A 20,417-nucleotide genomic window follows, 5' to 3' on the forward strand; every position below is an offset into this window, starting at 1 on the left:
GGGCATGGACGTACCCCTCACCACCGTCACCGTCAGTCGAACACTCGCCCAGCGGCTCAGTGGCACCCCGCGGGGTGCCCGGCTCGCGCGGCATCTCGCGGTCGCGCAACTCCACGCATGGGGTGGCCGGTTCGCGTCGGCGGAGGTGATCGACAAGGTGTCGGTGATCGTCGCGGAGCTGGCGGCGAACGCCGTGACGCACGGCCGCGTGCCGGGGCGGGACTTCGAGCTGCGGCTGTCGGTGGTGACGGGGAGCGTGCGGGTCGAGGTCACCGACACCCGGGCCGAACGGCGGCCGCCCGGCCCCCGGGACGTACGGCCGTCGGGGCCGCTGGACGCCGGTGGGCGCGGGCTCGTGCTCGTGGACGCGCTGGCGGATCGGTGGGAGGTGCTGGAGCGGGACTGCGACGGCGCACCGGGCAAGACCGTACGGGCCGAGGTGGACCTGCCGCTTCGCCGCCGGTCCTGAGCGGGGCCCCGGGAGGGTGTCCCCCCGGGGCCGGGGGGCGTCAGGTCGAGACGCCCAGGGTGAGCGTGCCGGTGTAGCCGGCGGTGGTGGAGCCGGTGACGGTCATGAGGCCGGAGGAGGCGCCGCCGTCGTCGTAGATCGAGTCCTGCGCGAGGGTGGTGCGGGTGGTCGTGTTGGTCGAGTAGGGCGAGACCTTGGCGACCGCCGTGGTGATGGTCTCGTCGATGAAGAGCTGGCCGGTGTGCACGGTCCTGCCGCCGGTGAAGGAGCCGTTGGACGTCAGGGTGACGCCCGTGTGGACCTTCACGTGGATGTGGATGCAGCGGCCCCGGTACCAACCCGGGTAGATCGTGGTGATGTTGGCGACACCGCTGGAGTTGGTGAGAACGCCGCCGCGCAGGAAGGTGCCGTCGTCGGCCTCGTTGTGGCCGTTGTTGCCGACATAGCCGGAGTACTCGCCGAGCGCGTCGGTGTGCCAGACCTCGACGAGGGCGTTCGGGACGGCGGTGCAGGCGGAGTTGACGACGGTGAGGGCGAGCTTGAGCGGGATGCCCGCCTTGCCCTCGGTGATGTCGGTGCGGACCAGCGCGCCGTCGAGGTAGTAGGGGCCTTCGGTCATTTCCTCCGTGAGAGCGCAGACCGCCGCGGCGGCCGGCCGGAGGTCGGGGGCGGCGGCTGCCACGGGGGCCTCGGTCGAGACCGCTGCGCCTACGGCCAGGGCGGCGGCGGTCGTCCCGGTGGCGACGAGTACGGTACGGCGGCCGACGGAGCGGGCGCCATCTGAGGTTTCTGTCATGGACACGGCACCGTAGGGGGGCCTCCTGTCGGCGAGCTGTCAGTTCCGTAAAGCGACCGGCCGTCAAGTCCCGAGTTGAGACAGCCGGGTCGGCGAGTGGTGTCCGGCATCGCGGACAATACGCGGGCAAAGGGGCCATTAGGGTAGTTCGCCGCGACAAGGGCGCCCCCTGAACGGCGAGGGCTCGCGGAATTCGGTGCGGGATCCGGGTCTAATCGCGCCGGAGAACCGAGACACCGCACGGACAGTGCCGGGTGGCGAGGGGCTTCGACGTCACCACCCGGTCCCGCAGTGCTGGAGGAGGATTTCCATGGGCGCCACCCCGCCCCTGCCGACGCCGTCCGGTCCCTACCTGGGCGAGGGGCTGCTTCCCGCCGACTTCTACTCCTTCGAGGAACTGCTGACGGACGGCGAGCGGGAGAAGATCGAGCGCGTCCGTGCGTTCCTGGAAACGCAGGCCGCTCCCCTTGTCGACGACTACTGGGCACGGGCCGAGTTCCCCTTCCAGCTGGTGCCGGGATTCGGCGGCCTCGGGCTCGCCGACTGGGCGGACCCGGACTCCACGGAGTCGAAGCCGAGCAATCTCCTCTCGGGATTCCTCGCGCTGGAATTCGCGCATGCCGACGCGTCCTTGGCGACCTTCTCCGGCGTGCACACGGGGCTCGCCATGGGCTCGATCCTCGCCTGCGGCTCCGAGGAGCAGAAGCGGCGGTGGCTGCCGGCGATGAGCCGCTTCGAGAAGATCGGGGCCTTCGGGCTGACCGAGCCGCACGGCGGGTCCGACGTGGCCGGCGGCCTGCGCACGACCGCGCGCCGCGACGGCGACGGCTGGGTCCTCGACGGGGCCAAGCGGTGGATCGGCAACGCCACCTTCGCCGACCTGGTCGTGATCTGGGCGCGGGACACCGAGACGAACCACGTGCTGGGCTTCGTCGTGGAGAAGGACACCCCCGGGTTCACCGCGACGAAGATCGAGAACAAGATGGCGCTGCGGATCGTGCAGAACGCCGACATCGTGCTCGAGGGCTGCCGTGTTCCGGAGGCCAACCGGCTGCAGAACGCGAACTCGTTCAAGGACACCGCGGGCATCCTGCGCCAGACGCGCAGCGGGGTGGCCTGGCAGGCCGTGGGCGTGATGTTCGGCGCGTACGAGATCGCGTTGCGGTACGCGAAGGAGCGCGAGCAGTTCGGGCGCCCGATCGGCGGCTTCCAGCTCGTCCAGGACCTGCTGGTGAAGATGCTCGGCAACGCCACGGCCTCGTGCGGGATGGTGACGCGGCTGGCGCAGCTGCAGGACGCCGGGATCTACCGGGACGAGCACTCCGCCCTCGCGAAGGCGTACTGCACCGTGCGGATGCGGGAGAACGTCGGCTGGGCCCGGGAGCTGCTGGCCGGAAACGGCATCATCCTCGACTACAAGGTCGGCCGCTTCGTCGCCGACGCCGAGGCCCTCTACTCGTACGAGGGCACGCGGGAGATCCAGACCCTGATCGTGGGACGCGCCGTCACCGACGGCCTGAGCGCGTTCGTGAAGTGACGGCGATGACTCCCGAATCCGTGACTCCCGAATCCGGCACCCCCGAATCCGTCTTCAGCGGCCTGAAGGTCCTCGACGCGTCCTCGTTCATCGCGGCACCGGCCGCGGCCACCGTTCTCTCCGACTTTGGGGCGGACGTCATCAAGATCGAGCCGCCGGGGGCGGGCGACCCCCAGCGGCGGCTGAGTTCCGTGCCGCCCAGTCCGCAGGCCGCGGCCAACTACAGCTGGCACCTCGCCAACCGTAACAAGCGGGGCATGGTGCTGGACCTGAAGACACCGGCGGCCGTCGAGGTCCTCAAGCGGCTCGTCGAGTGGGCCGACGTAGTGATCACCAACTTCCCGCACGGCACGCGCGAGAAGCTGCACCTCGGCTACGAGGAGGTCGCGGGCTGGAACCCCAGGGTCGTCTACGCCGACATCACCGGCTTCGGGGACACCGGTCCCGACGCCCGGCAGCCGGGCTTCGACCTGACCGCCTACTGGTCGCGCAGCGGCCTGCTGGCCTCCACCCGTGACGCGGGCGCCCCGCCGACCGTACCGGTGTGGGGCAGCGGTGACTACGCGACGGCGATCGCCGTCTACGCGGCGATCACGACCGCCCTCTACCACCGCGAGCGGACGGGACGGGGGGCCAACGTCGGGACGTCACTGCTCGCCTCGGGCGTCTGGGCCACCGGAACCCTCGTCGCCGGTGCCCTCGCCGACGGCACGCCCTTCGAGCTGCACGACCGGAAGGCACCGGCGAACCCGCTGGTCAACCCCTACCGGACCGCGGACGGCGAGTGGTTCATGCTGGTCGCCTCGCACGTGCGCCGGCAGGGACTGGCACGCGCCGTCGGACACCCCGAACTGCTCGACGACCCCCGGTTCGCCGACCCGGAGGCGCTGGCCGAGAACTCCGTCGCGCTGGCCGAACTGCTCGACACCGCGTTCCGCTCGCGGCCCTTCGCCCACTGGAAGGAGGCGCTGGACCGGGAACGCATCACCTACAGCCTCATCCAGACACCGGAGGAGGCCGTGCGGGACCCGCAGCTGCGTGCGAACGGCATCGTCGTGCCGCTGGCCGGAGTCGACGGGCTGACGGAGACCGTCAGCAGCCCGGTCGTCCTGCGCGGGGTCCCGAAGGTGCCGGCGAAGCGGGCGCCGGACCTGGGCGAGCACAACGACGAGATCCTCGCCGAGCTGGGATTCGGCCCCGCCGAGATCGCCGAACTGCACGCCGGGGGAGCGGTCCCCGGCACCCCGCCGCAGGAGCCACCGCACTGAACCCTTCATCTCGGCTTCACTTCGAAATCGTCCGGAAGTAGGGGTCCGGCCGGTCTGCGTTTCCCGGGTGGGACAGGGTCCGTTGGTAGCGTCCGCGTACCCCGTGCCGTCCGACCGAGAGAGACCTGATGTCCCCGACGATCCGCAGGGCCGTGATCCCCGCCGCCGGACTGGGCTCCCGCCTGCTGCCCCTGACCAAGGCCACGCCGAAGGAGATGCTCCCCGTCGGCGACAAACCGGTGATCGAGCACACCGTGCGGGAGCTGGTGGACTCCGGGATCACCGACATCACCATCGTCGTCTCGGGCGGCAAGAGCCTGATCCAGGACCACTTCCGGCCCAATCCCGCCCTCGTGGAGCAGCTGCGCGCCGACGGCAAGACCGCCTACGCGGACGCCGTCGAGGAGGTCGCCGAGCTGGCCCGCAAGGGGCACATCACCTACCTCGACCAGTACGGGCCGTACGGCAACGGCACGCCCGTGCTGAACGCCGCCCGCTCCTTCGGCGACGAGCCCGTCCTCGTGCTCTGGCCCGACGACGTGTTCGTCGCCGAGGTGCCCCGCGCCCAGCAGCTCATCCGCGCCTACGAGCAGACCGGCTGCCCGGTCCTCGCCCTGCTCCCGATGGATCCTGCCGACTCCCAGCGCTACGGCGTGCCCATCGTCAAGGAGGACCTCGGCGACGGCCAGCTGCGCATCACCGGCCTGGTCGAGAAGCCCGCGCCGGCCGACGCGCCGTCGCCGTACGCGGCCATCGGCGGCTACGTCGTCACCCCCGGCATCATCGACGAGCTGCGCGAGCAGACCCGCCGCTGGTACGAGCACCGCACCGGCGAGGTGTACCTCACCGACGCCATCAACGCCTACGCCGGCAGCCGGGCCGTGTACGGGCAGGTCATCCAGGGCCGCTGGTACGACACCGGCAACCCGGCCGACTACCTCGTCGCGCAGATGGCCTTCGCCCTCGCCCACCCCGAGTACGGGCCCGTGCTGCGCGGGCTGGTCAGCAAGCTCGACGAGGGCGACGGGCGGGGCGAGTTGCGGGGCGACGTGCGGGGCGGGTCGCAGGGCGAGTTGCGGGACGACGTGCGGCGTACGGTATGATCGTTTCAGAGCTGGTCGCCGCAACTCGCGGAGGCTGGTGCTGCGTTGGTGGTCCAAGGAAAGACGCCCCGCTTCCTGCGGGGAGATGCAGGTGCAAGGCCTGCCCGGCGCTCGATCCGGTGCCCGTTCGCATTCGATGCGGACGGGCACCGTTCCGTTTCCGCCCTGGTTCCCGGCGTTTCCCGGCAGCTCTCGTCACCTCGGACAACCCTTTAGGGGTAATTAGTCCACTTCCACGCCTTATGTATGGGATGCGGCTGATATGAAACCTTCTGGACAGAGGGCAACTCCAGGGGCGGGGCATGGCAACAGCACAGGCCGGTGTAGTGATCCTCGGCGCCGGCCCGGCAGGGCTCGTACTGGGGAACCTGCTGCTGGACCGCGGCGTCGACTGCGTGATCCTGGAGCGGCGCGACCGTGCCGCGGTCGAGGGCAGGGCCCGCGCCGGATTCCTGGCCGCCCACTCCGTGCGCGTGCTGACGGAACACGGCCTGGCCGGGGGCCTGCTGGCCCGCGGGAAGACCCACACCACCTGCCTGTTCCGCAGCGAGCGCGGCGGGTTCACCCTGGACTACGGCAAGTTGGGCCTCGGTGAGCCGCACACCGTCTACCCGCAGCAGGAACTCGTACGGGACCTGATCGCCGAGTACCTGCGGCGCGGCGGGGAGATCCGGTTCGGCGCCGAGGCCGGCGAAGTGACCGAGGAGGGCGCGACGGCCCGGGTACGGGTGCGCGGCGGCGCCGACGTCACCGGGCGGTACGTCGCCGGCTGCGACGGGCACCGGGGGACCGGCCGCGCCGCGCTGACGGCCCGCGGCATCCGGACCGCCCGCCGGGACCACGGGGTCTCCTGGCTGGCCGTGCTGGTCGCGGCCCCGCCCAGCCTGGAGGCCGTCGGATACGCCCTGCACGAGCGCGGGTTCGCCGGCCACATGGCCCGCACGGACACCGTCACCCGGTACTACCTCCAGTGCCCGCGCGGCACCGACCCCGCCGACTGGAGCGCGGACCGGATCTGGACGGAGCTGGCGACCCGGCTGCGGACCGCCGAGTTCGGGCCGCTGCGCCACGGCCCCGTCCTGGAGAAGGCCGTCGTCGACCTGCGCTCCGACGTCCTGGACTCCCCGGGCGCCGGACGGCTGTGGCTGGCCGGTGACGCCGCCGGACTCATCAGCCCCTCGGCTGCCAAGGGCGCCAACCTCGCCGTCCTCCAAGCCGAGTTGCTGGCCCTCGCCCTCGAAGCGGCCCTGGTCCACGGCGACGGAACCGGCCTCGCCCGCTACGCCGCCGACTGCCTGCCCCGCGTCTGGCGGGCCCACGAGTTCTCGCACTGGATGAGCGGCCTGCTGCACGGCCCGGCCGGTGCGGACGACGAGGCCCGCTACGGCCGCCGGCTGCAGTACGCCCGCCTGGAGAGCCTGCGCACCTCCCGCGCCCACCAGGACTTCTTCGCCGAGAACTACACCGGCATCTGACCCCCGGGCCGGCGCTGCCGCCCCCGGTTCCTCCTGCCCCACGATCATCGGGAATGCTTCATGAACCTCTCCGTCGTACAGGCATGTCTGACGGAAACCGACCTGGACCGGATCCGGCACGCGGCCGACCACGTTCGCGACCACGACACGGACCAGGTCCTCGCCGGGCTGCTGCCCGGCCTGACGGCCGACGAACGGGCCGACGTCGCCCGCCACCTCGGCTACGACCACACCGCCGTCCTGGTCTTCCCCTCATCCCTCGACGGGCTCCGCGACGACCTGCGCAGCGCGGGCCTCGACCCGGGTCCCATCACCCCGAGCGTGGTGGTGCGCGGACGGCTGGCCCGGCGCTACGGCGCCGTCCTCGGTGACAGTCCGGTCGGGATCGTGCACGTGCCGGTGGCCGGGCGGACCGTGGAGATCTTCGCGCTGCCCGTGCCGCCCGGCTCCCCGCTGGAGGCGGTCGCCGCCGACGAGCGGGCGGGCGGCCACGAGTCGCACCACGCCTTCGCGGTGACCGCACCGGGCCGGGTGATCCCCGCCGGACTGCGCACCCTGCTGACGGAACGCGGCCGCGCGGTCCCGGACGGCGGCGGCTACAACAACCACGAGAACGTCACCGTCCTCTACTTCCGCACCGCCGGCCACCGGCGCTTCGAACTCCGCCTCCCCGGCCGCCAGGAACCCCTGCCCGACCCCGCCCTCGCCCTCCTCGGCGTCATGACCGGCGCCTGGGCCACCCAGGCCGTCCGCACCATGGCCGAACTGGGCATCGCCGACCACCTGGCCGCCCACCCCGCCCTGGACACCACCACCCTCGCCACCCTCACCACCACCGACCCGGACGCCCTGCGCCGCCTGCTGCGCTACCTCACCACCCTGGGTCTGCTCACCTCGTCCCCCGACGGCACCCACCACCTCACCGCCCTCGGCGAACCCCTGCGCACCCACACCGAGCACTCCCTGCACCCCCTCGCACTGCTGTACGGCGGCCCGTTCTACGACTCCTTCGCCGGGCTCCCGTACGCCGTCAGCACTGGGAAGGAAGCTTTCGCCCACCGCTACGGCAAGCACCACTTCCGCTACTTCGCCGAGCACCCCGAACTCGCCGGCCTCTTCCACCGGTCGATGGCGGCGAGCGCGGAGATGTTCACGCCGGTGCCGGACCTCGTCGACTTCTCCGGCGTCCGGCGCGTCGTCGACGTCGGCGGCGGCAACGGCGCCCTGCTCGGCCGGATCCTGCGGGCCCACGGCCACCTGGAGGGGGTCCTGCTGGAACGCACCGACGCCCTGGCGGCGGCCCGGTCGGAACTGGCCGGCCTCTCCGGCCGCTGCACGTTCGCCGAGGGCGACTTCACGGAGTCGGTCCCGTCCGGCGGCGACGTCTACCTCCTGTCCCGCGTCCTGCACGACTGGGACGACGACCGCTGCCTGACCATCCTGCGCCGCTGCGCCGAGGCGATGCACGAGGGCAGCCAACTGCTCGTCGTGGAACGCCTGCTGCCCGGTGACACGGCCGCGGCCTGGGACCTCCACATGCTGTGCAACGTGGGCGGCCGGGAACGCGACGAGGCCCATTACGGGCGCCTGCTGGAGCAGGCGGGCTTCACACAGGCGGCCTGCCATCCCCTCCCCCTGGGAGCCTCACTCCTGCACGCCGTGCGGGACTGACCGCGGGTCGTCCACCGCGGCCCGGTGGGGGGCTCAATGCGCACGGCCCCGCGCCCCTTGCGGGGCGCGGGGCCGTGCTGTGTGTGCGGCCGGCGCCGCATCACACTCGGTGCACCGGGAAGGGGGTGAGTTCCTCTCCCGACCTCAGCAGTTCGTCCGCAGCCCGTGCGACCTCCCTCGGGCCGGTCACCCCCATGGTCTGCGCCAGTCGCCGCCAGGTCACCGCGTCCGGACCGTGCTCGGGCGCGCCCGGGTGCCGACGCCGTTCGGGCGTCACTCCCGCGCACTCGTGGGGGGCCAGGGCGAGGGGCTCGTCCGCGGCCGTGAACCGGACCACCCTGGCCGAACTCCGGTCCACCCGCGCGATGTCCCCGTCGGGAAAGGTCGCCACGTCTCCCTCGAACCCCATCGCTGCCGCGCAGGCGAGGGACAGGACGTCAGAGCAGTCCTGCACGACGACGGTGGCGAACTCGCGGGCGGTGCCCTCCTCGATGCCCGATTCCCGGGCGGAGGTCAGCCCGGACACGAACTCCCAGTAATCCGAGGCGGAGCCGGCGGAGCCGTCGCCGGCTCCCACGAGACAGACAGTGACGTCGTCGAGCAGCGGCAGCAGTGACGCTACGGCGTCCCCGGACCTGCCAGGTGGCATGAGCCGTACCGCCGTCGCGCAGGCGCAGCGGAACGGGCCGCCGACCGACACCACCTCGACACCCGGGCTGCCGCGCTCCCGCAGGAACGCGGCCAGCGCTTCGTGGGCGGCCCGGTTCGGCAACTCCGCATCCAGCAGTACGAGTTCGAGCGGTGTCTCGTGCGCCGCCCGGACCCAGTCAAGGTCCAGGGGGAGTTCCTGGAGCAGGGCGGGGGACAGGCGTACGACGCCGTTCTCCCCGCCCGCCCGGGTACCGGCGATCTCACGGACGACCCGTCCCTCGTCGCCGACCAGCACGACGGTGGACACCTGTGGACCTCCGTCGTGCGGCCGCGTCAGCGGCACGGCCACGAAGTCGCCGAGCCCGTTGCCGGCCATGACGTACGTCTTTCCAGTTCTCAGCGCCATCACGGCCTCGCTAGTCCCATTTTCCGTAGCCGTACAGGGTGTACGACTTCCCGCCGGGCATGATCACGTCGCCCGCGAAGTCGATCTCCACCTTGGTGTAGCCCTCCACATGGCCGATGAAGAACACGTCGTAGCGGTAGCGTCCGCGGTCACTCCCGCTGTGCTCGCCCCATGATGCGTGCCAGTAGTAGTCGCCGGGCTCGGGGTGGCCGTAGTACGACCAGGCAGGTCCAGTCGGGTGTCGGCGCGGTGACGCCCGAAGTCCAGTTCGGTTCGGGAACGGCGACCTGTCCGACCTTGCGGCGGCGCCCTGCGGGTTTCGGGAGGAGAACGCGCGGGTCACGGTCGCACCGAACGCGGAGGCGTCCGTGGCCGACAGACCGACGTCACCGGTGAGCAGGTCGACCGAGCCCGGACCGACCGCGCCGCTGGGGGCGTTGGCGGCCTTGCGGTCGACGGTGACGGCGGCGGCTCGAGGCCTGTTTCAGGCGGAACGGCCTAGCCGGCCTGCCCCATCCCTGCCGCGTTGGGCCAGCTCTGGGCGTTCGGCCAGCCGGTGGCCGGGGCCGGGGCCAGGTTCGGGACCGGCGGTGCGGGGGCCGTCATGCCCCGGACCTGCGCCGCCGTCAGCCCGCCCCGCGCCGGCACCCCGGGCGGCGTGGGCCCGGCCGGCGCGGGAGCAGCCGGAGCGGGGGGCTGCATCTGCATGGGCATCGGGGCGGGCGCGGGCGCGGGCACAGGCGCGGGCGCCGGTGTCATCGGCGTCACCGGTGCCATCATCGGCTGCTGCTGAGGCTGCTGCATCTGCATGGCTGCCGCCGGCATCGGCATCCCGGCGCCGCCCTGCTGCGCGGCGACGGGGAGCGGCATGCCGACACCGGCGGCGGGAGCGGCGGCGAGCCCCGGGACGGGCCCCGCGCCGACGGCCTGGGCGAGCTGGAGGCCCGCCCCGTTGGTCTCGCTCACCAGCCGGTCCACCGCCGCCGTACCCGAGCTGTAGCTGGTCCCGGCGCTCAGCTCGGGTACGGCGGCTCCCCTCCTGGTCCCGTAGAGCACCTGTTCCATGGCGGACACCAGGCGACGCACGTCCACTTCGGGGCGCACCACGAGACGCAGGAAGCGGCTGGAAGACCCGATCTTGTTGCCGCACTCGCGGACCAGGATCCGGTGCTCGGTGAGCATCCGGTCCCGCACCACGGTGCCCTCGGCGCCGACGGGAAGGCGCACGAAGAGGAAGTTGCCCTGCGAGGGGTAGACCGTCAGTCCGGGCAGGGTGGCGAGCTGGCTGGCCATCTCCAGGCGGTCCCTGCGGATCTGGAGCAGGCTCTGCGCGTACTCGGTGCCGTGTTCCTTGAGCATGAAGACGACGTACTCGGCGAACGCGTTGAGGTTCCACTTCGGGAGCATCGAGCGGACCTTGCCGGCCAGTGCGGGGTTGGCGACCATGTAGCCGAAGCGGATGCCGTGCAGGCCGAAGTTCTTGCCAAGGCTGCGCAGCACGATGACGTTCGGCCGGAGCATCGCCTCCTGGACGACGCTGGGCTCGGCCTCGGCGTCGGCGAACTCCAGGAACGACTCGTCGACGACGATCAGGTCCAGGTCGGCCATCGCGTCCATGAACTGCACCAGCGCCTGCTTGTGCAGGAAGCCGCCGTCGGGGTTGTTGGGGTTGCAGACGACGGCGACCCTGGTGCCCCGCTTGCGGATGAACTCGGCGTACTGCGCGAGGTCGAGCGCGAAGCCGTTGGACTCCTGGAGCGGGAACATGTCGACGCGCTTGCCGGTCTCCATCGGCTGGTCGGTCCAGCGGCCGAAGGTGGGGACGGGGACGGCGAGGGACTCGCGGACCAGCAGGTGGTCGATCCAGGTGATCAGCTCGGTGGACCCGTTGCCCATGGCCACGGCCTGCGGGGGGAGCTGGAGGAGCTCGCACAGCTCCGCGGTGATGGTGTCGGCGCTGCTCGGGTAGAAGGTGACGATGTCCTTCAGGCGGGCGGCCATCGTTTCCATCATGACCGGGGTGGGGAAGTACGGGTTGCAGGGTATGCAGAAGTCGACCGGGCCGGTGCCGTCGCCCCCCTCGCGGGTCAGTGCCGCCATCGACGGGCTGTGAGCTCCGCTGCGGAACAACGAGGTGACGCTGCCGGCCATTGAACCTCCGTATGAGGCGGGCCCGATGGGGACGTCCGGGCCCGTCGTCTTGGGCGGCCCGCGCGGGGGAGCACGGGCCGCCCTTGAGTACGGCGGCGGGTGCGGCGCTGTTCAACCCGTGTGAAAAAAGTGTGGGTTTACGTTTCTTCTTGGAACCGAACGCGCGTGGGCGCGACCAGCCCCTTACCGGCCGCGCCCACGCCGTCCCACCTCAGGCGTCGAACGAGTGAACCGTCCGCGTCCTGTACACCTGCCCCGGCCGCAGCACCGTCGACGGGAAGCTCGCGTGGTTCGGCGAGTCCGGGAAGTGCTGGGTCTCCAGGCACAGCCCGTCGCCCTGCCGGTAGGTGCGGCCGGAGGTGCCGGTGAGGGTGCCGTCGAGGAAGTTGCCCGAGTAGAACTGCAGGCCGGGCTGGTCCGTGGCGATCTTCAGGGTGCGGCCGGAGCGCGGGTCGCGCAGCGTGGCGATGTGCTCCGGCTTCGCCGTGACGCCCTTGTCCAGGACCCAGTTGTGGTCGAAGCCCTTGGCCTGCACCTGCTGGGGGTGACCCGCGCGGATGTCCCGGCCGACCGGCTTGCCCTTGCGGAAGTCGAAGGGGGTGCCGGAGACCGTGGCCAGCTCGCCCGTGGGGATCAGGCCCGAGTCGGTGGGCGTGTAGCGACCGGCGGCGATCGTCAGTTCGTGGTCCTCGATCGTGCCGTTGCCCTCACCGGCGAGGTTCCAGTAGGTGTGGTTGGTGAGGTTGACCACGGTCGGCTTGTCGGTGGTGGCCTCGTAGTCGATGGTCCAGTCGCCGTGCCGGTTCAGGGTGAAGGTGACCTTCGTCCTGAGGGTGCCCGGATAACCCATCTCGCCGTCGACGCTCGTGTAGTGCAGGTGCAGGCCGACGTCGGAGCCCGAGGTGAAGCCCTCGATGTCCCAGACCTTCGTGTTGAAGCCCTTGGCGCCACCGTGCAGGCTGTTGACACCGTCGTTGACGGAGAGCTGGTAGCTCTTGCCGTCGAGGGTGAACTGGCCCTTGGCGATCCGGTTCCCGTACCGGCCGATGGTCGCGCCGAAGAAGGTGGTCCCGGCGACGTACGCGGCCAGGTTGTCGTAGCCGAGCGACACGTTGGCGTACCTGCCGTGCCGGTCGGGGATCTCCAGGGACTGGATGATGCCGCCGTAGGAGAGGACCTTCAGGCGGGTGCCGCCGTTCTCCAGGGACCAGCGGTGGACCTTGGTCCCGTCGGCGAGGGTGCCGAAGAGCTCCTTGACCGGCTTCCTGCCTGCCGAGGCGGCCTCGGCGGTGCCCGTGCCGAGGGTCGTGGCGGCCAGGCCTGCTGCCGCGGCTCCCGCGATGACCGTGCGTCTGTTCAGTTCCATGTGCGGCTCCTTACGAAGGAGGGGCCCCGCCTTCCGGCGGGGCCCGCGCTGACTACGAACCGGACTTGCGCTTGTTCCACACGTCGAAGCCGACCGCCGCGAGGAGGGCGAGGCCCTTGATGACCTGTTGCCAGTCGGTGCCGACGCTGAGGAGGTTCATGCCGTTGTTCAGCACGCCGAGGACGAGACCGCCGATGATGGCACCGAGGATGGTGCCGACACCGCCGCTCATGGAGGCGCCGCCGATGAACGAGGAGGCGATCGCCTCCAGTTCGAAGCCGTCGCCCGCCTTCGGCGAGGCCGCGTTCAGCCGGGCCGCCACCACCAGGCCGGCCAGGGCCGCGAGCACGCCCATGTTCAGGAAGACGTAGAAGGAGACCTTCTTGTCCTTCACGCCGGACAGCTTGGCCGCCGGCAGGTTGCCGCCGATGGCGTAGATGTGCCGCCCGAAGACCGCGTTGCGCATCACGTAGCCGTAGCCGACGACCAGCGCGCCGAGGACGATCAGGATGATCGGGGCGCCCTTGTAGCTGGCCAGCAGCATGGTCATGACGAGGATGGCGGCGACCAGCGCGGTCAGCTTCAGCAGGAACAGCCGGGTGGGCGGTACCTCCAGCGCGAACTCCTGCTGGCGGCGCCGGTCCCGGAACTCCTGCCAGACCACGGCGGCGATCAGCACGATGCCCAGCAGCAGCGTGATGTTGTGGTAGTTGGTGTTCGGACCGACCTCGGGGAGGAAGCCGTTGCCCAGGTTCTGCAGCCCGTTCGGGAACGGGCCGATGGTCTGGCCCTGGAGCAGAATCTCGGTGAGACCGCGGAAGAGCAGCATCCCGGCGAGGGTGACGATGAACGACGGTATGCCCAGGTAGGCGATCAGGAACCCTTGCAGCGAGCCGGCCACGGCGCCCATCACCAGGCACAGGATCAGCGCGACGGGCCAGGCCACCCCGTGGTTGACCGTCAGGACGGCCGCGAAGGCGCCCACGAACGCGGTCAGCGAGCCGACCGAGAGGTCGATGTGCCCGGCGATGATCACCATCATCATGCCGATGGCCAGGATCAGGATGTAGCTGTTCTGCAGGACCAGGTTGGAGACGTTGCGCGGCAGCAGCAGGTCGCCGTCGGTCCACACCGCGAACAGGGCGACGATCAGGCCGAGCGCGATCAGCATGCCGTACTGGCGCATGTTGCGGCGCAGCCCGCCGAGGACCAGCTGGAGCAGGTTCCCGTCGGCGGCCGATCCGCTCCTGCCCGGCGGCGCGGGCGCCGGGCTCTTGGCGGTGACATCCGTGCTCATCGCGTTACCTCTTTGTCCTTCGCCTTGTCTTTCGTCATATGGCGCATCAGCACTTCCTGCGTGGCCTCGGCCCTGGGCACCTCACCGGTCAGGCGGCCCGCGGCCATGGTGTAGATGCGGTCGCACATGCCGAGCAGTTCGGGCAGCTCGGAGGAGATGAAGACGACCGCCTTGCCCTGGGCGGCGAGCTGGTCGATGACCGTGTAGATCTCGTACTTGGCGCCGACGTCGATGCCGCGGGTCGGCTCGTCCAGGATCAGCACGTCCGGACCGGCGAAGATCCACTTGCTGAGGACGACCTTCTGCTGGTTGCCGCCCGACAGCTTGCCGACCGGCTCGAAGACCGTCGGCGCCTTGATGTTCATGGACGTGCGGTAGCCCTCGGAGACCTGGCGCTCCTCGTGCTCGTCCACGATCCCGCGCTTGGCGACCTTGTTCAGCGCGGTCAGCGAGATGTTGCGGTTGATGGTGTCGATGAGGTTGAGGCCGTAGTGCTTGCGGTCCTCGGTGACGTACGCGATGCCGTGCCGGACCGCCTCGGCGACCGACTTGGTACGGATCTCCGTGCCGTCCTTGAGGACCGTGCCGCCGTCGTAGCGGCCGTAGGTCCGCCCGAAGACGTTCATCGCGAGTTCGGTGCGGCCGGCGCCCATCAGGCCCGCGATGCCGACGATCTCGCCGCGCCGGACGTGGATCGACACGTCGTCGACGACCTTGCGCTCCTGGTCGATCGGGTGCCGCACGGTCCAGTTGCGGATCTCCAGGGCCGGTGCCGCGTCCTCCTCGCCCTCGTACGCGGTCCGCTCCGGGAAGCGGTGGTCGAGGTCGCGGCCGACCATGCCCGCGATGATCCGCTCCTCCGTCGTCTCCTTCGACTTCACGTCGAGGGTCTCGATGGAGTGGCCGTCCCGGATGATCGTCACCGAGTCGGCGACCTTGCGGATCTCGTTGAGCTTGTGCGAGATGATGATCGAGGTGATGCCCTGGTTCTTCAGCTCCAGGATCAGGTCGAGCAGTTTGCCGCTGTCCTCGTCGTTCAGGGCCGCCGTCGGCTCGTCGAGGATGAGCAGCTTCACCTTCTTCGACAGCGCCTTCGCGATCTCCACCAGCTGCTGTTTGCCCACGCCGATGTCGGTGACGCGGGTCTCCGGGTGGTCGTCGAGACCGACCCGGCGCAGCAGTTCGGTGGCGTGCCGCAGGGTCTCCCGCCAGTCGATGAACCCGCCCTTGGCGTGTTCGTTGCCGAGGAAGATGTTCTCCGCCAGCGAGAGGTACGGCGACAGCGCCAGCTCCTGGTGGATGATGACGATGCCGCGCTGCTCGCTCGCCCGGATGTCCCCGAACCTGCAGAGCTCACCCTCGAAGAGGATGTCCCCCTCGTAACTGCCGTGCGGGTGGACGCCGGAGAGGACCTTCATCAGGGTCGACTTGCCGGCGCCGTTCTCCCCGCAGATGGCGTGGACCTCGCCCTGGCGGACGGTCAGCGTGACGTCCGACAGCGCCTTGACGCCGGGAAAGGTCTTGACGATCGAGCGCATTTCCAGGACGGGTCCCGCCATGGTCGTGCCTTCCAATCAGTAGGACAACGTGTGGGGGACGGAGGTCACTTGAGCTCGGCGTCGGTGTAGTAGCCGCCCTTGACGAGGACTTCCTCGTAGTTGGACTTGTCGACGCTCACCGGCTGCAGCAGGTAGGCGGGCACGACCTTGGTGCCGTTGTTGTACGTCTTGGTGTCGTTGACCTGCGGGGTCTTCTTGTTCAGGACGTCGTCGACCATGGTCGCGGCGACCTTGGCGAGCTGCCGGGTGTCCTTGTAGACGGTCTGCGTCTGCTCGCCCGCGATGATCGACTTCACCGAGGCCAGCTCGGCGTCCTGCCCGGTGATCACGGGCAGCGGCTGACTGCTGGAGCCGTAGCCGTCCGACTTCAGCGCGGCGATGATGCCGATCGAGATGCCGTCGTACGGCGAGAGCACCGCGTCGACCTTGGCGGACTTGTAGGAGGAGGTGAGGATGTCCTCCATCCGGGACTGCGCGGTCGCGCCGTCCCAGCGCAGGGTGGTCACCTTGTTCAGCGCGGTCTGGCCGGACCTGACCACCAGCTGCTTCTTGTCGATGTACGGCTGGAGCACGCTCATCGCGCCGTTGAAGAAGTACTTGGTGTTGTTGTCGTCGTTCGAGCCGGCGAACAGCTCGATGTTGAACGGGCCCTTCTTGCCGCTGTCCAGACCCAGCTTGTGCACGATGTAGGTGCCCTGCTCGACGCCGACCTTCTCGTTGTCGAAGGACGCGTAGTAGTCGACGTTCTTCGTGCCGAGGATCAGCCGGTCGTAGGCGATGACCGGGATGTGGGCGTCCGCCGCCTCCTGGAGCACGTTGTTCAGGGACTTGTTGTCGATGGCCGCGATGATCAGGCCCTTGACTCCCTGCGTGATCAGGTTCTCGATCTGCGAGACCTGGGTGTCCGGGTCGTCCTCGCCGTAGACCAGCTTGGTCTTGTAGCCCTTGGACTCCAGGTCCTTGACGACGTTCTTGCCGTCCGCGATCCAGCGCTCGGAGGACTTGGTCGGCATCGCGATGCCGATGGTGCCGCCCTTGGCACTGCCGCTGTCCTCCTTGCTGCCGCCTTCACTGCTCTGGCCGCAGGCGGACAGGGTCAGGGCGAGCGAGGCGGCCCCGGCTATGAGGGTGAGGGCGCTTCTACGAGTGCGCATGTGATCGGTCCCTGTTCTTCTCGTCGTTGAGATGTGTCAAGCAAGGTTGTGAAGCGCCCCGAGGGGCAGCGCCCCGTAAGGGGCGCGGGGAACTGCGCGACCAGCCACGAACGACCCGCAGTCCCCGACGTTCATCAGGCAGAACCCTCGACCGGGAACCGGTTCAAAGCCCCCGGCAGCCGCGACCCCAGCGGCGCCATGTCCCCGTCCGCCCCGTGCCGCGCCAGCAGGTCCAGGGCGAGCCGCCCCCGCCGCACCCGCTCCTTGGCGGTGCTGAGGGTCACGTCCCGCAGGTGGTTGCCCCACGGGTAGATGCCGGGGGCCTTGGACAGGCCGAACTTGAGGTACACCGGCGCCCCGCGTCTGATCAGCTCGGCGACCTCGTACATCCGGATGTAGCCGCCGAGGTCGTCCGGAGCCTCGATGTACATGTCCATGGGGGCGCCGGACACCCGCCGGATCTCGGTGAGGTGATCGAGCGTCAGGTCGCTCGGCACGTTGATCGAGTCGGCGCCGAGGCGCTCGAAGACGGCGTACGAGGCCGGGTTGACGGGACCGACCAGCGCCGAGACCTTCAGGGTCGTGTCGGCCGGAATGATCCCCGCCTGCCGGGCCCGGTGCAGCGTCCACAGCACGCCCTCGTCGGCGACGAGCAGGCACTTGACGCCCAGCTCGGTCGCCCGTACCGCGTCCTCGACGCACCCGGCGACGGCGTCGTGGCCGCGGGCGCGCAGTCCGGCCCCCCGCGAGTCGGACCGCACCGAGCCGCCGATGTCCCAGGTGCCGCGCGGGCCGGTGAACAGGCAGAGCTCGATGTCCCGTTCGTTCGTCGCGTCGACCATCTCGGTGATCTCGGCGTCGGTGAGCATCCACACGCCGCTGCCCTGGCTGATCCGGTGGATCGGGACGTCCAGCCGCGAGGACTCCTTGAGGACGACGGCCAGCGCCTCGGGACCCTCGCAGGAGGGGATCTCGGTGCGCCACTTCCCGCCGCCCGGGAAGCTGTGGGCGGAGGCGTCGGCGGGGTCGAGGGCGGGCGCGCCCAGACCGAGGGCGGCGAGCGCCTGCTCACCGGGTCGGCGGGCCGCCGTAACGGAAGCGTCGGTCGTCACAAGCTGTCCTTCGTGTTCGGTATTTCGGACAAGGTTCGCGGCTCGGGGCAGAAAAAAGGCTGTGGTGGTACGCCGGCCACGGCGAGATCAGGGCACGCCGCGGCCGGCGTACGACTAGGGGCGGAGCAGCACCTTGCCCACCTTCGGATCACCGGCCCCCACCAGCTCGATGGCGTGCGGGAACTCGGTCAGCGGCAGCTCGTGCGTGACCAGCGGCAACGGGTCGAGGAGGCCGGCCGCGAAGACCCGGACCGTGTGCGCCCAGGCGTCCGGCGGCGCCCCGAAGACGGTGTGCACCTCCAGTTGCCGTACGACGAGGTCGGTCGGGTCCAGGCCGTCGGCACCCGCGGCCGGGATACCGGTCAGGACCAGGCGTCCGCCGCGCCTGAGCAGAAAGGCGGCGGTGCGCGCGGCGGACGCGGACCCGGCGGTCTCGATGACGACGTCGAAGTCGTCGGGCAGTTCCTGGTCCTTCGTGCGGAAGCCGGTCGCCCCGAACTGCCGGGCGAGGGCCTCACGGTCGTTCGTGGTCCCCACCACCAGCAGTTCGCCCGGCGAGATCGCGTGCAGGAACTGCACGGCGAACATCCCGAGCGTCCCCGTGCCGACCACCGCGACCCGCTCGCCCGGCTGGGCCCTGCCCTTGAGCGCGGCGGCCGCGACGCAGGCGGCCGGTTCGAGGAGGGCGGCGGCGGTGAGGTCGGCGTCGTCCGGGAGGGCGTGCAGCAGCCGGGCCGGGAGGGTGAGGGTGGCGGCCATGGCGCCCGGCTGGGTGAAGCCGGTCTCCTCGTAGCCGTCGGTGCACAGGGTGGTCTCGCCGGCGTGGCAGCGGTCGCACACCTGGCAGTTCCGGAACCCCTCGCCGACCACCTTGCGGCCCACGAGCGAGGCGGGGACCCCGGCGCCGACCGCCCGTACCGTCCCCGACCACTCGTGGCCCGGCGTCAACGGGTACCGGACGTACCCCTCGGGCCGGTTCCCCTGGTACACCTCACGGTCGCTTCCGCAAATCCCGACCGCGTGCACGGCGACCAGCGCCTCGCCGGGACCCGGCTCGCGGGGCGTGTGCTCCTCGACCCGGTGGGCGCCCGGCGCCTCGACGACGACCTGCGACGCGCTCACTTCGTGCCCTTCGGCCTGCGCTGCTCCCAGCCCTCGGCCCACAGGTCGAAACGGGCCTGCTGCTGCGGGAACTCGGCGGCCGCGTCGGCGTCGAACTCGACCCCGAGCCCCGGCGCGTCGGACAGCTGGAAGTACCCGTCCACGACCTCCGGCGCCCCCCTGACGACCTTCTTGATCTCGGCGTCGGCGAAGTCGTTGAAGTGCTCAAGGATCTTGAAGTTCGGGGAGGTGAACCCGACCTGGAGGGAGGCGGCGGTCAGCACCGAGCCGCCCACGTTGTGCGGGGCGACCAGCACGTAGTGCGTCTCGGCGGTGGCGGCGAGCTTCCTGGTCTCCCAGATTCCACCGATGTGGCCGACGTCCGGCTGGATGATGTCGACGGCCTGGCTCTCGAAGAGCTCGCGGAACTCGATGCGGTCGTGGATGCGCTCACCGGTGGCGACCGGGATGTCCACCTTGGCGGCGACCTTCTCCAGCGCCTTCAGGTTCTCCGGCGGCACGGGCTCCTCCAGCCAGGCCGGCTTGTAGGGCGCGAGTTCGCGCACCAGCCGTACCGCGGTGGAGGGCGAGAACCGGCCGTGCATCTCCAGCATCAGCTCGGCGTCCGGCCCGATGGCGTCCCGGACGGCCTCGATGAGCGACACGGCGTACAGGGTCTGCTCGTGGTCCAGCTCGTAGTGCCCGGTACCGAACGGGTCGATCTTCAGCGCCCGGTACCCGCGCTCCATGACCCCCTGGGCGGCCTTGTGGTAGGCCTCGGGCGTCCGCTCCGTCGTGTACCAGCCGTTGGCGTACGCCTTGACCCTGTCGGTCACCTTCCCGCCGAGCAGCTGCCACACGGGCACGCCCAGCGCCTTGCCCTTGATGTCCCAGCACGCCATCTCGACGACGGCGATACCGGACATGACGATCTCACCCGCCCGGCCGTAGTCGCCGTACTTCATCCGGCGCACCAGGTCTTCCACCGCGAACGGGTCCGATCCGAGAATGTGGTTGGCCTCGGCCTCTCGCAGGTAGCCGATCAGCGCGTCGGTGTGACCGAGCATCCGGGTCTCGCCGACTCCGGTGATCCCCTCGTCGGTGTGCACCTGGACGTACGTCAGGTTGCGCCACGGCGTCCCGACCACGTGTGTGCTGATTCCGGTGATGCGCACGGCAGTTGCCCCTCAGCTGTTCGAGATTTCGTCACACGTTCGAAATGCTGGCGTGACAGTAAGGACGGGGCGGTAGGGGTGTCAATGGGTCGAACAGGTAACAGTTTCGGCAAGGCTTGCGAGAGG

The 20,417-nt window shown here is 70.4% G+C and carries 16 protein-coding genes; 6 read left to right on the forward strand and 10 right to left on the reverse strand.

Features of this window, described 5'->3' with window-relative positions:
• Nucleotides 1-4 precede the first annotated feature (4 nt).
• Nucleotides 5-469: an ATP-binding protein gene (locus tag ACZ63F_RS14865; RefSeq protein ID WP_469711163.1), complete on the forward strand. Its 465-nt coding sequence runs from the start codon at nt 5-7 to the stop codon at nt 467-469.
• Nucleotides 470-509: 40 nt separating this feature from the next.
• Here ACZ63F_RS14865 and ACZ63F_RS14870 read toward each other — a convergent pair whose 3' ends face one another.
• On the reverse strand, nt 510-1,265 hold the full coding sequence (locus ACZ63F_RS14870; protein ID WP_469711165.1) for an intradiol ring-cleavage dioxygenase: 756 nt from the start codon (nt 1,263-1,265) through the stop codon (nt 510-512).
• A gap of 310 nt (nt 1,266-1,575) precedes the next feature.
• On the opposite strand from ACZ63F_RS14870, the gene ACZ63F_RS14875 reads away from it, so the two are divergent.
• The 5 genes from ACZ63F_RS14875 to ACZ63F_RS14895 all read left to right on the forward strand — a co-directional run bounded on the left by ACZ63F_RS14875 (nt 1,576) and on the right by ACZ63F_RS14895 (nt 8,319).
• On the forward strand, nt 1,576-2,802 hold the full coding sequence (locus ACZ63F_RS14875) for an acyl-CoA dehydrogenase family protein (RefSeq protein WP_352353380.1): 1,227 nt from the start codon (nt 1,576-1,578) through the stop codon (nt 2,800-2,802).
• Between the two features lie 5 nt (nt 2,803-2,807).
• Nucleotides 2,808-4,070, forward strand: coding sequence for a CaiB/BaiF CoA transferase family protein (locus ACZ63F_RS14880; RefSeq protein WP_469711167.1), 1,263 nt, complete (start codon nt 2,808-2,810; stop codon nt 4,068-4,070).
• 128 nt (nt 4,071-4,198) lie between these two features.
• Complete coding sequence (locus ACZ63F_RS14885) at nt 4,199-5,173, forward strand: UTP--glucose-1-phosphate uridylyltransferase (RefSeq protein WP_469711168.1); 975 nt, start codon at nt 4,199-4,201, stop codon at nt 5,171-5,173.
• A gap of 302 nt (nt 5,174-5,475) precedes the next feature.
• Nucleotides 5,476-6,648, forward strand: coding sequence for a 4-hydroxybenzoate 3-monooxygenase (locus tag ACZ63F_RS14890; RefSeq protein WP_469711170.1), 1,173 nt, complete (start codon nt 5,476-5,478; stop codon nt 6,646-6,648).
• Between the two features lie 60 nt (nt 6,649-6,708).
• Nucleotides 6,709-8,319, forward strand: a complete 1,611-nt coding sequence (locus tag ACZ63F_RS14895; protein WP_469711171.1) for a methyltransferase — start codon at nt 6,709-6,711, stop codon at nt 8,317-8,319.
• Between the two features lie 100 nt (nt 8,320-8,419).
• Here ACZ63F_RS14895 and ACZ63F_RS14900 read toward each other — a convergent pair whose 3' ends face one another.
• The 9 genes from ACZ63F_RS14900 to ACZ63F_RS14940 all read right to left on the reverse strand — a co-directional run bounded on the left by ACZ63F_RS14900 (nt 8,420) and on the right by ACZ63F_RS14940 (nt 20,291).
• Nucleotides 8,420-9,376 carry a hypothetical protein gene (locus ACZ63F_RS14900; RefSeq protein ID WP_469711173.1) on the reverse strand — a complete coding sequence of 319 codons (957 nt, stop codon included), beginning with the start codon at nt 9,374-9,376 and terminating at the stop codon, nt 8,420-8,422.
• 498 nt (nt 9,377-9,874) lie between these two features.
• On the reverse strand, nt 9,875-11,527 hold the full coding sequence (locus ACZ63F_RS14905) for a pyridoxal phosphate-dependent aminotransferase (RefSeq protein WP_469711175.1): 1,653 nt from the start codon (nt 11,525-11,527) through the stop codon (nt 9,875-9,877).
• A 211-nt stretch (nt 11,528-11,738) separates the two neighbouring features.
• On the reverse strand, nt 11,739-12,893 hold the full coding sequence (locus ACZ63F_RS14910) for an aldose epimerase family protein (RefSeq protein ID WP_469711176.1): 1,155 nt from the start codon (nt 12,891-12,893) through the stop codon (nt 11,739-11,741).
• Between the two features lie 52 nt (nt 12,894-12,945).
• The gene (gene mmsB, locus ACZ63F_RS14915; protein WP_469711178.1) at nt 12,946-14,190 is read right to left on the reverse strand and encodes a multiple monosaccharide ABC transporter permease; all 1,245 of its coding nucleotides are present in this window, start codon (nt 14,188-14,190) and stop codon (nt 12,946-12,948) included.
• The gene (gene mmsA, locus ACZ63F_RS14920; RefSeq protein ID WP_469711180.1) at nt 14,187-15,749 is read right to left on the reverse strand and encodes a multiple monosaccharide ABC transporter ATP-binding protein; all 1,563 of its coding nucleotides are present in this window, start codon (nt 15,747-15,749) and stop codon (nt 14,187-14,189) included. Before mmsA ends, mmsB begins: the two co-directional genes overlap by 4 nt.
• 44 nt (nt 15,750-15,793) lie before the next feature.
• A complete protein-coding gene (gene chvE / locus ACZ63F_RS14925; RefSeq protein ID WP_469711183.1) occupies nt 15,794-16,903 on the reverse strand; it encodes a multiple monosaccharide ABC transporter substrate-binding protein in 1,110 nt (369 codons plus the stop codon).
• Nucleotides 16,904-17,037: 134 nt separating this feature from the next.
• Entirely contained in the window at nt 17,038-18,015 is a 978-nt protein-coding gene (locus tag ACZ63F_RS14930; RefSeq protein WP_469711184.1) for a hypothetical protein, read from the reverse strand.
• A gap of 114 nt (nt 18,016-18,129) precedes the next feature.
• Entirely contained in the window at nt 18,130-19,137 is a 1,008-nt protein-coding gene (locus ACZ63F_RS14935; RefSeq protein ID WP_469711186.1) for a zinc-dependent alcohol dehydrogenase, read from the reverse strand.
• Nucleotides 19,134-20,291 (reverse strand): mandelate racemase/muconate lactonizing enzyme family protein, encoded by a 1,158-nt coding sequence (locus tag ACZ63F_RS14940; RefSeq protein WP_469711187.1) that lies wholly within the window; start codon nt 20,289-20,291, stop codon nt 19,134-19,136. Before ACZ63F_RS14940 ends, ACZ63F_RS14935 begins: the two co-directional genes overlap by 4 nt.
• Nucleotides 20,292-20,417: the final 126 nt, after the last annotated feature.

The organism is Streptomyces sp. NPDC104761 (genome assembly GCF_055583445.1).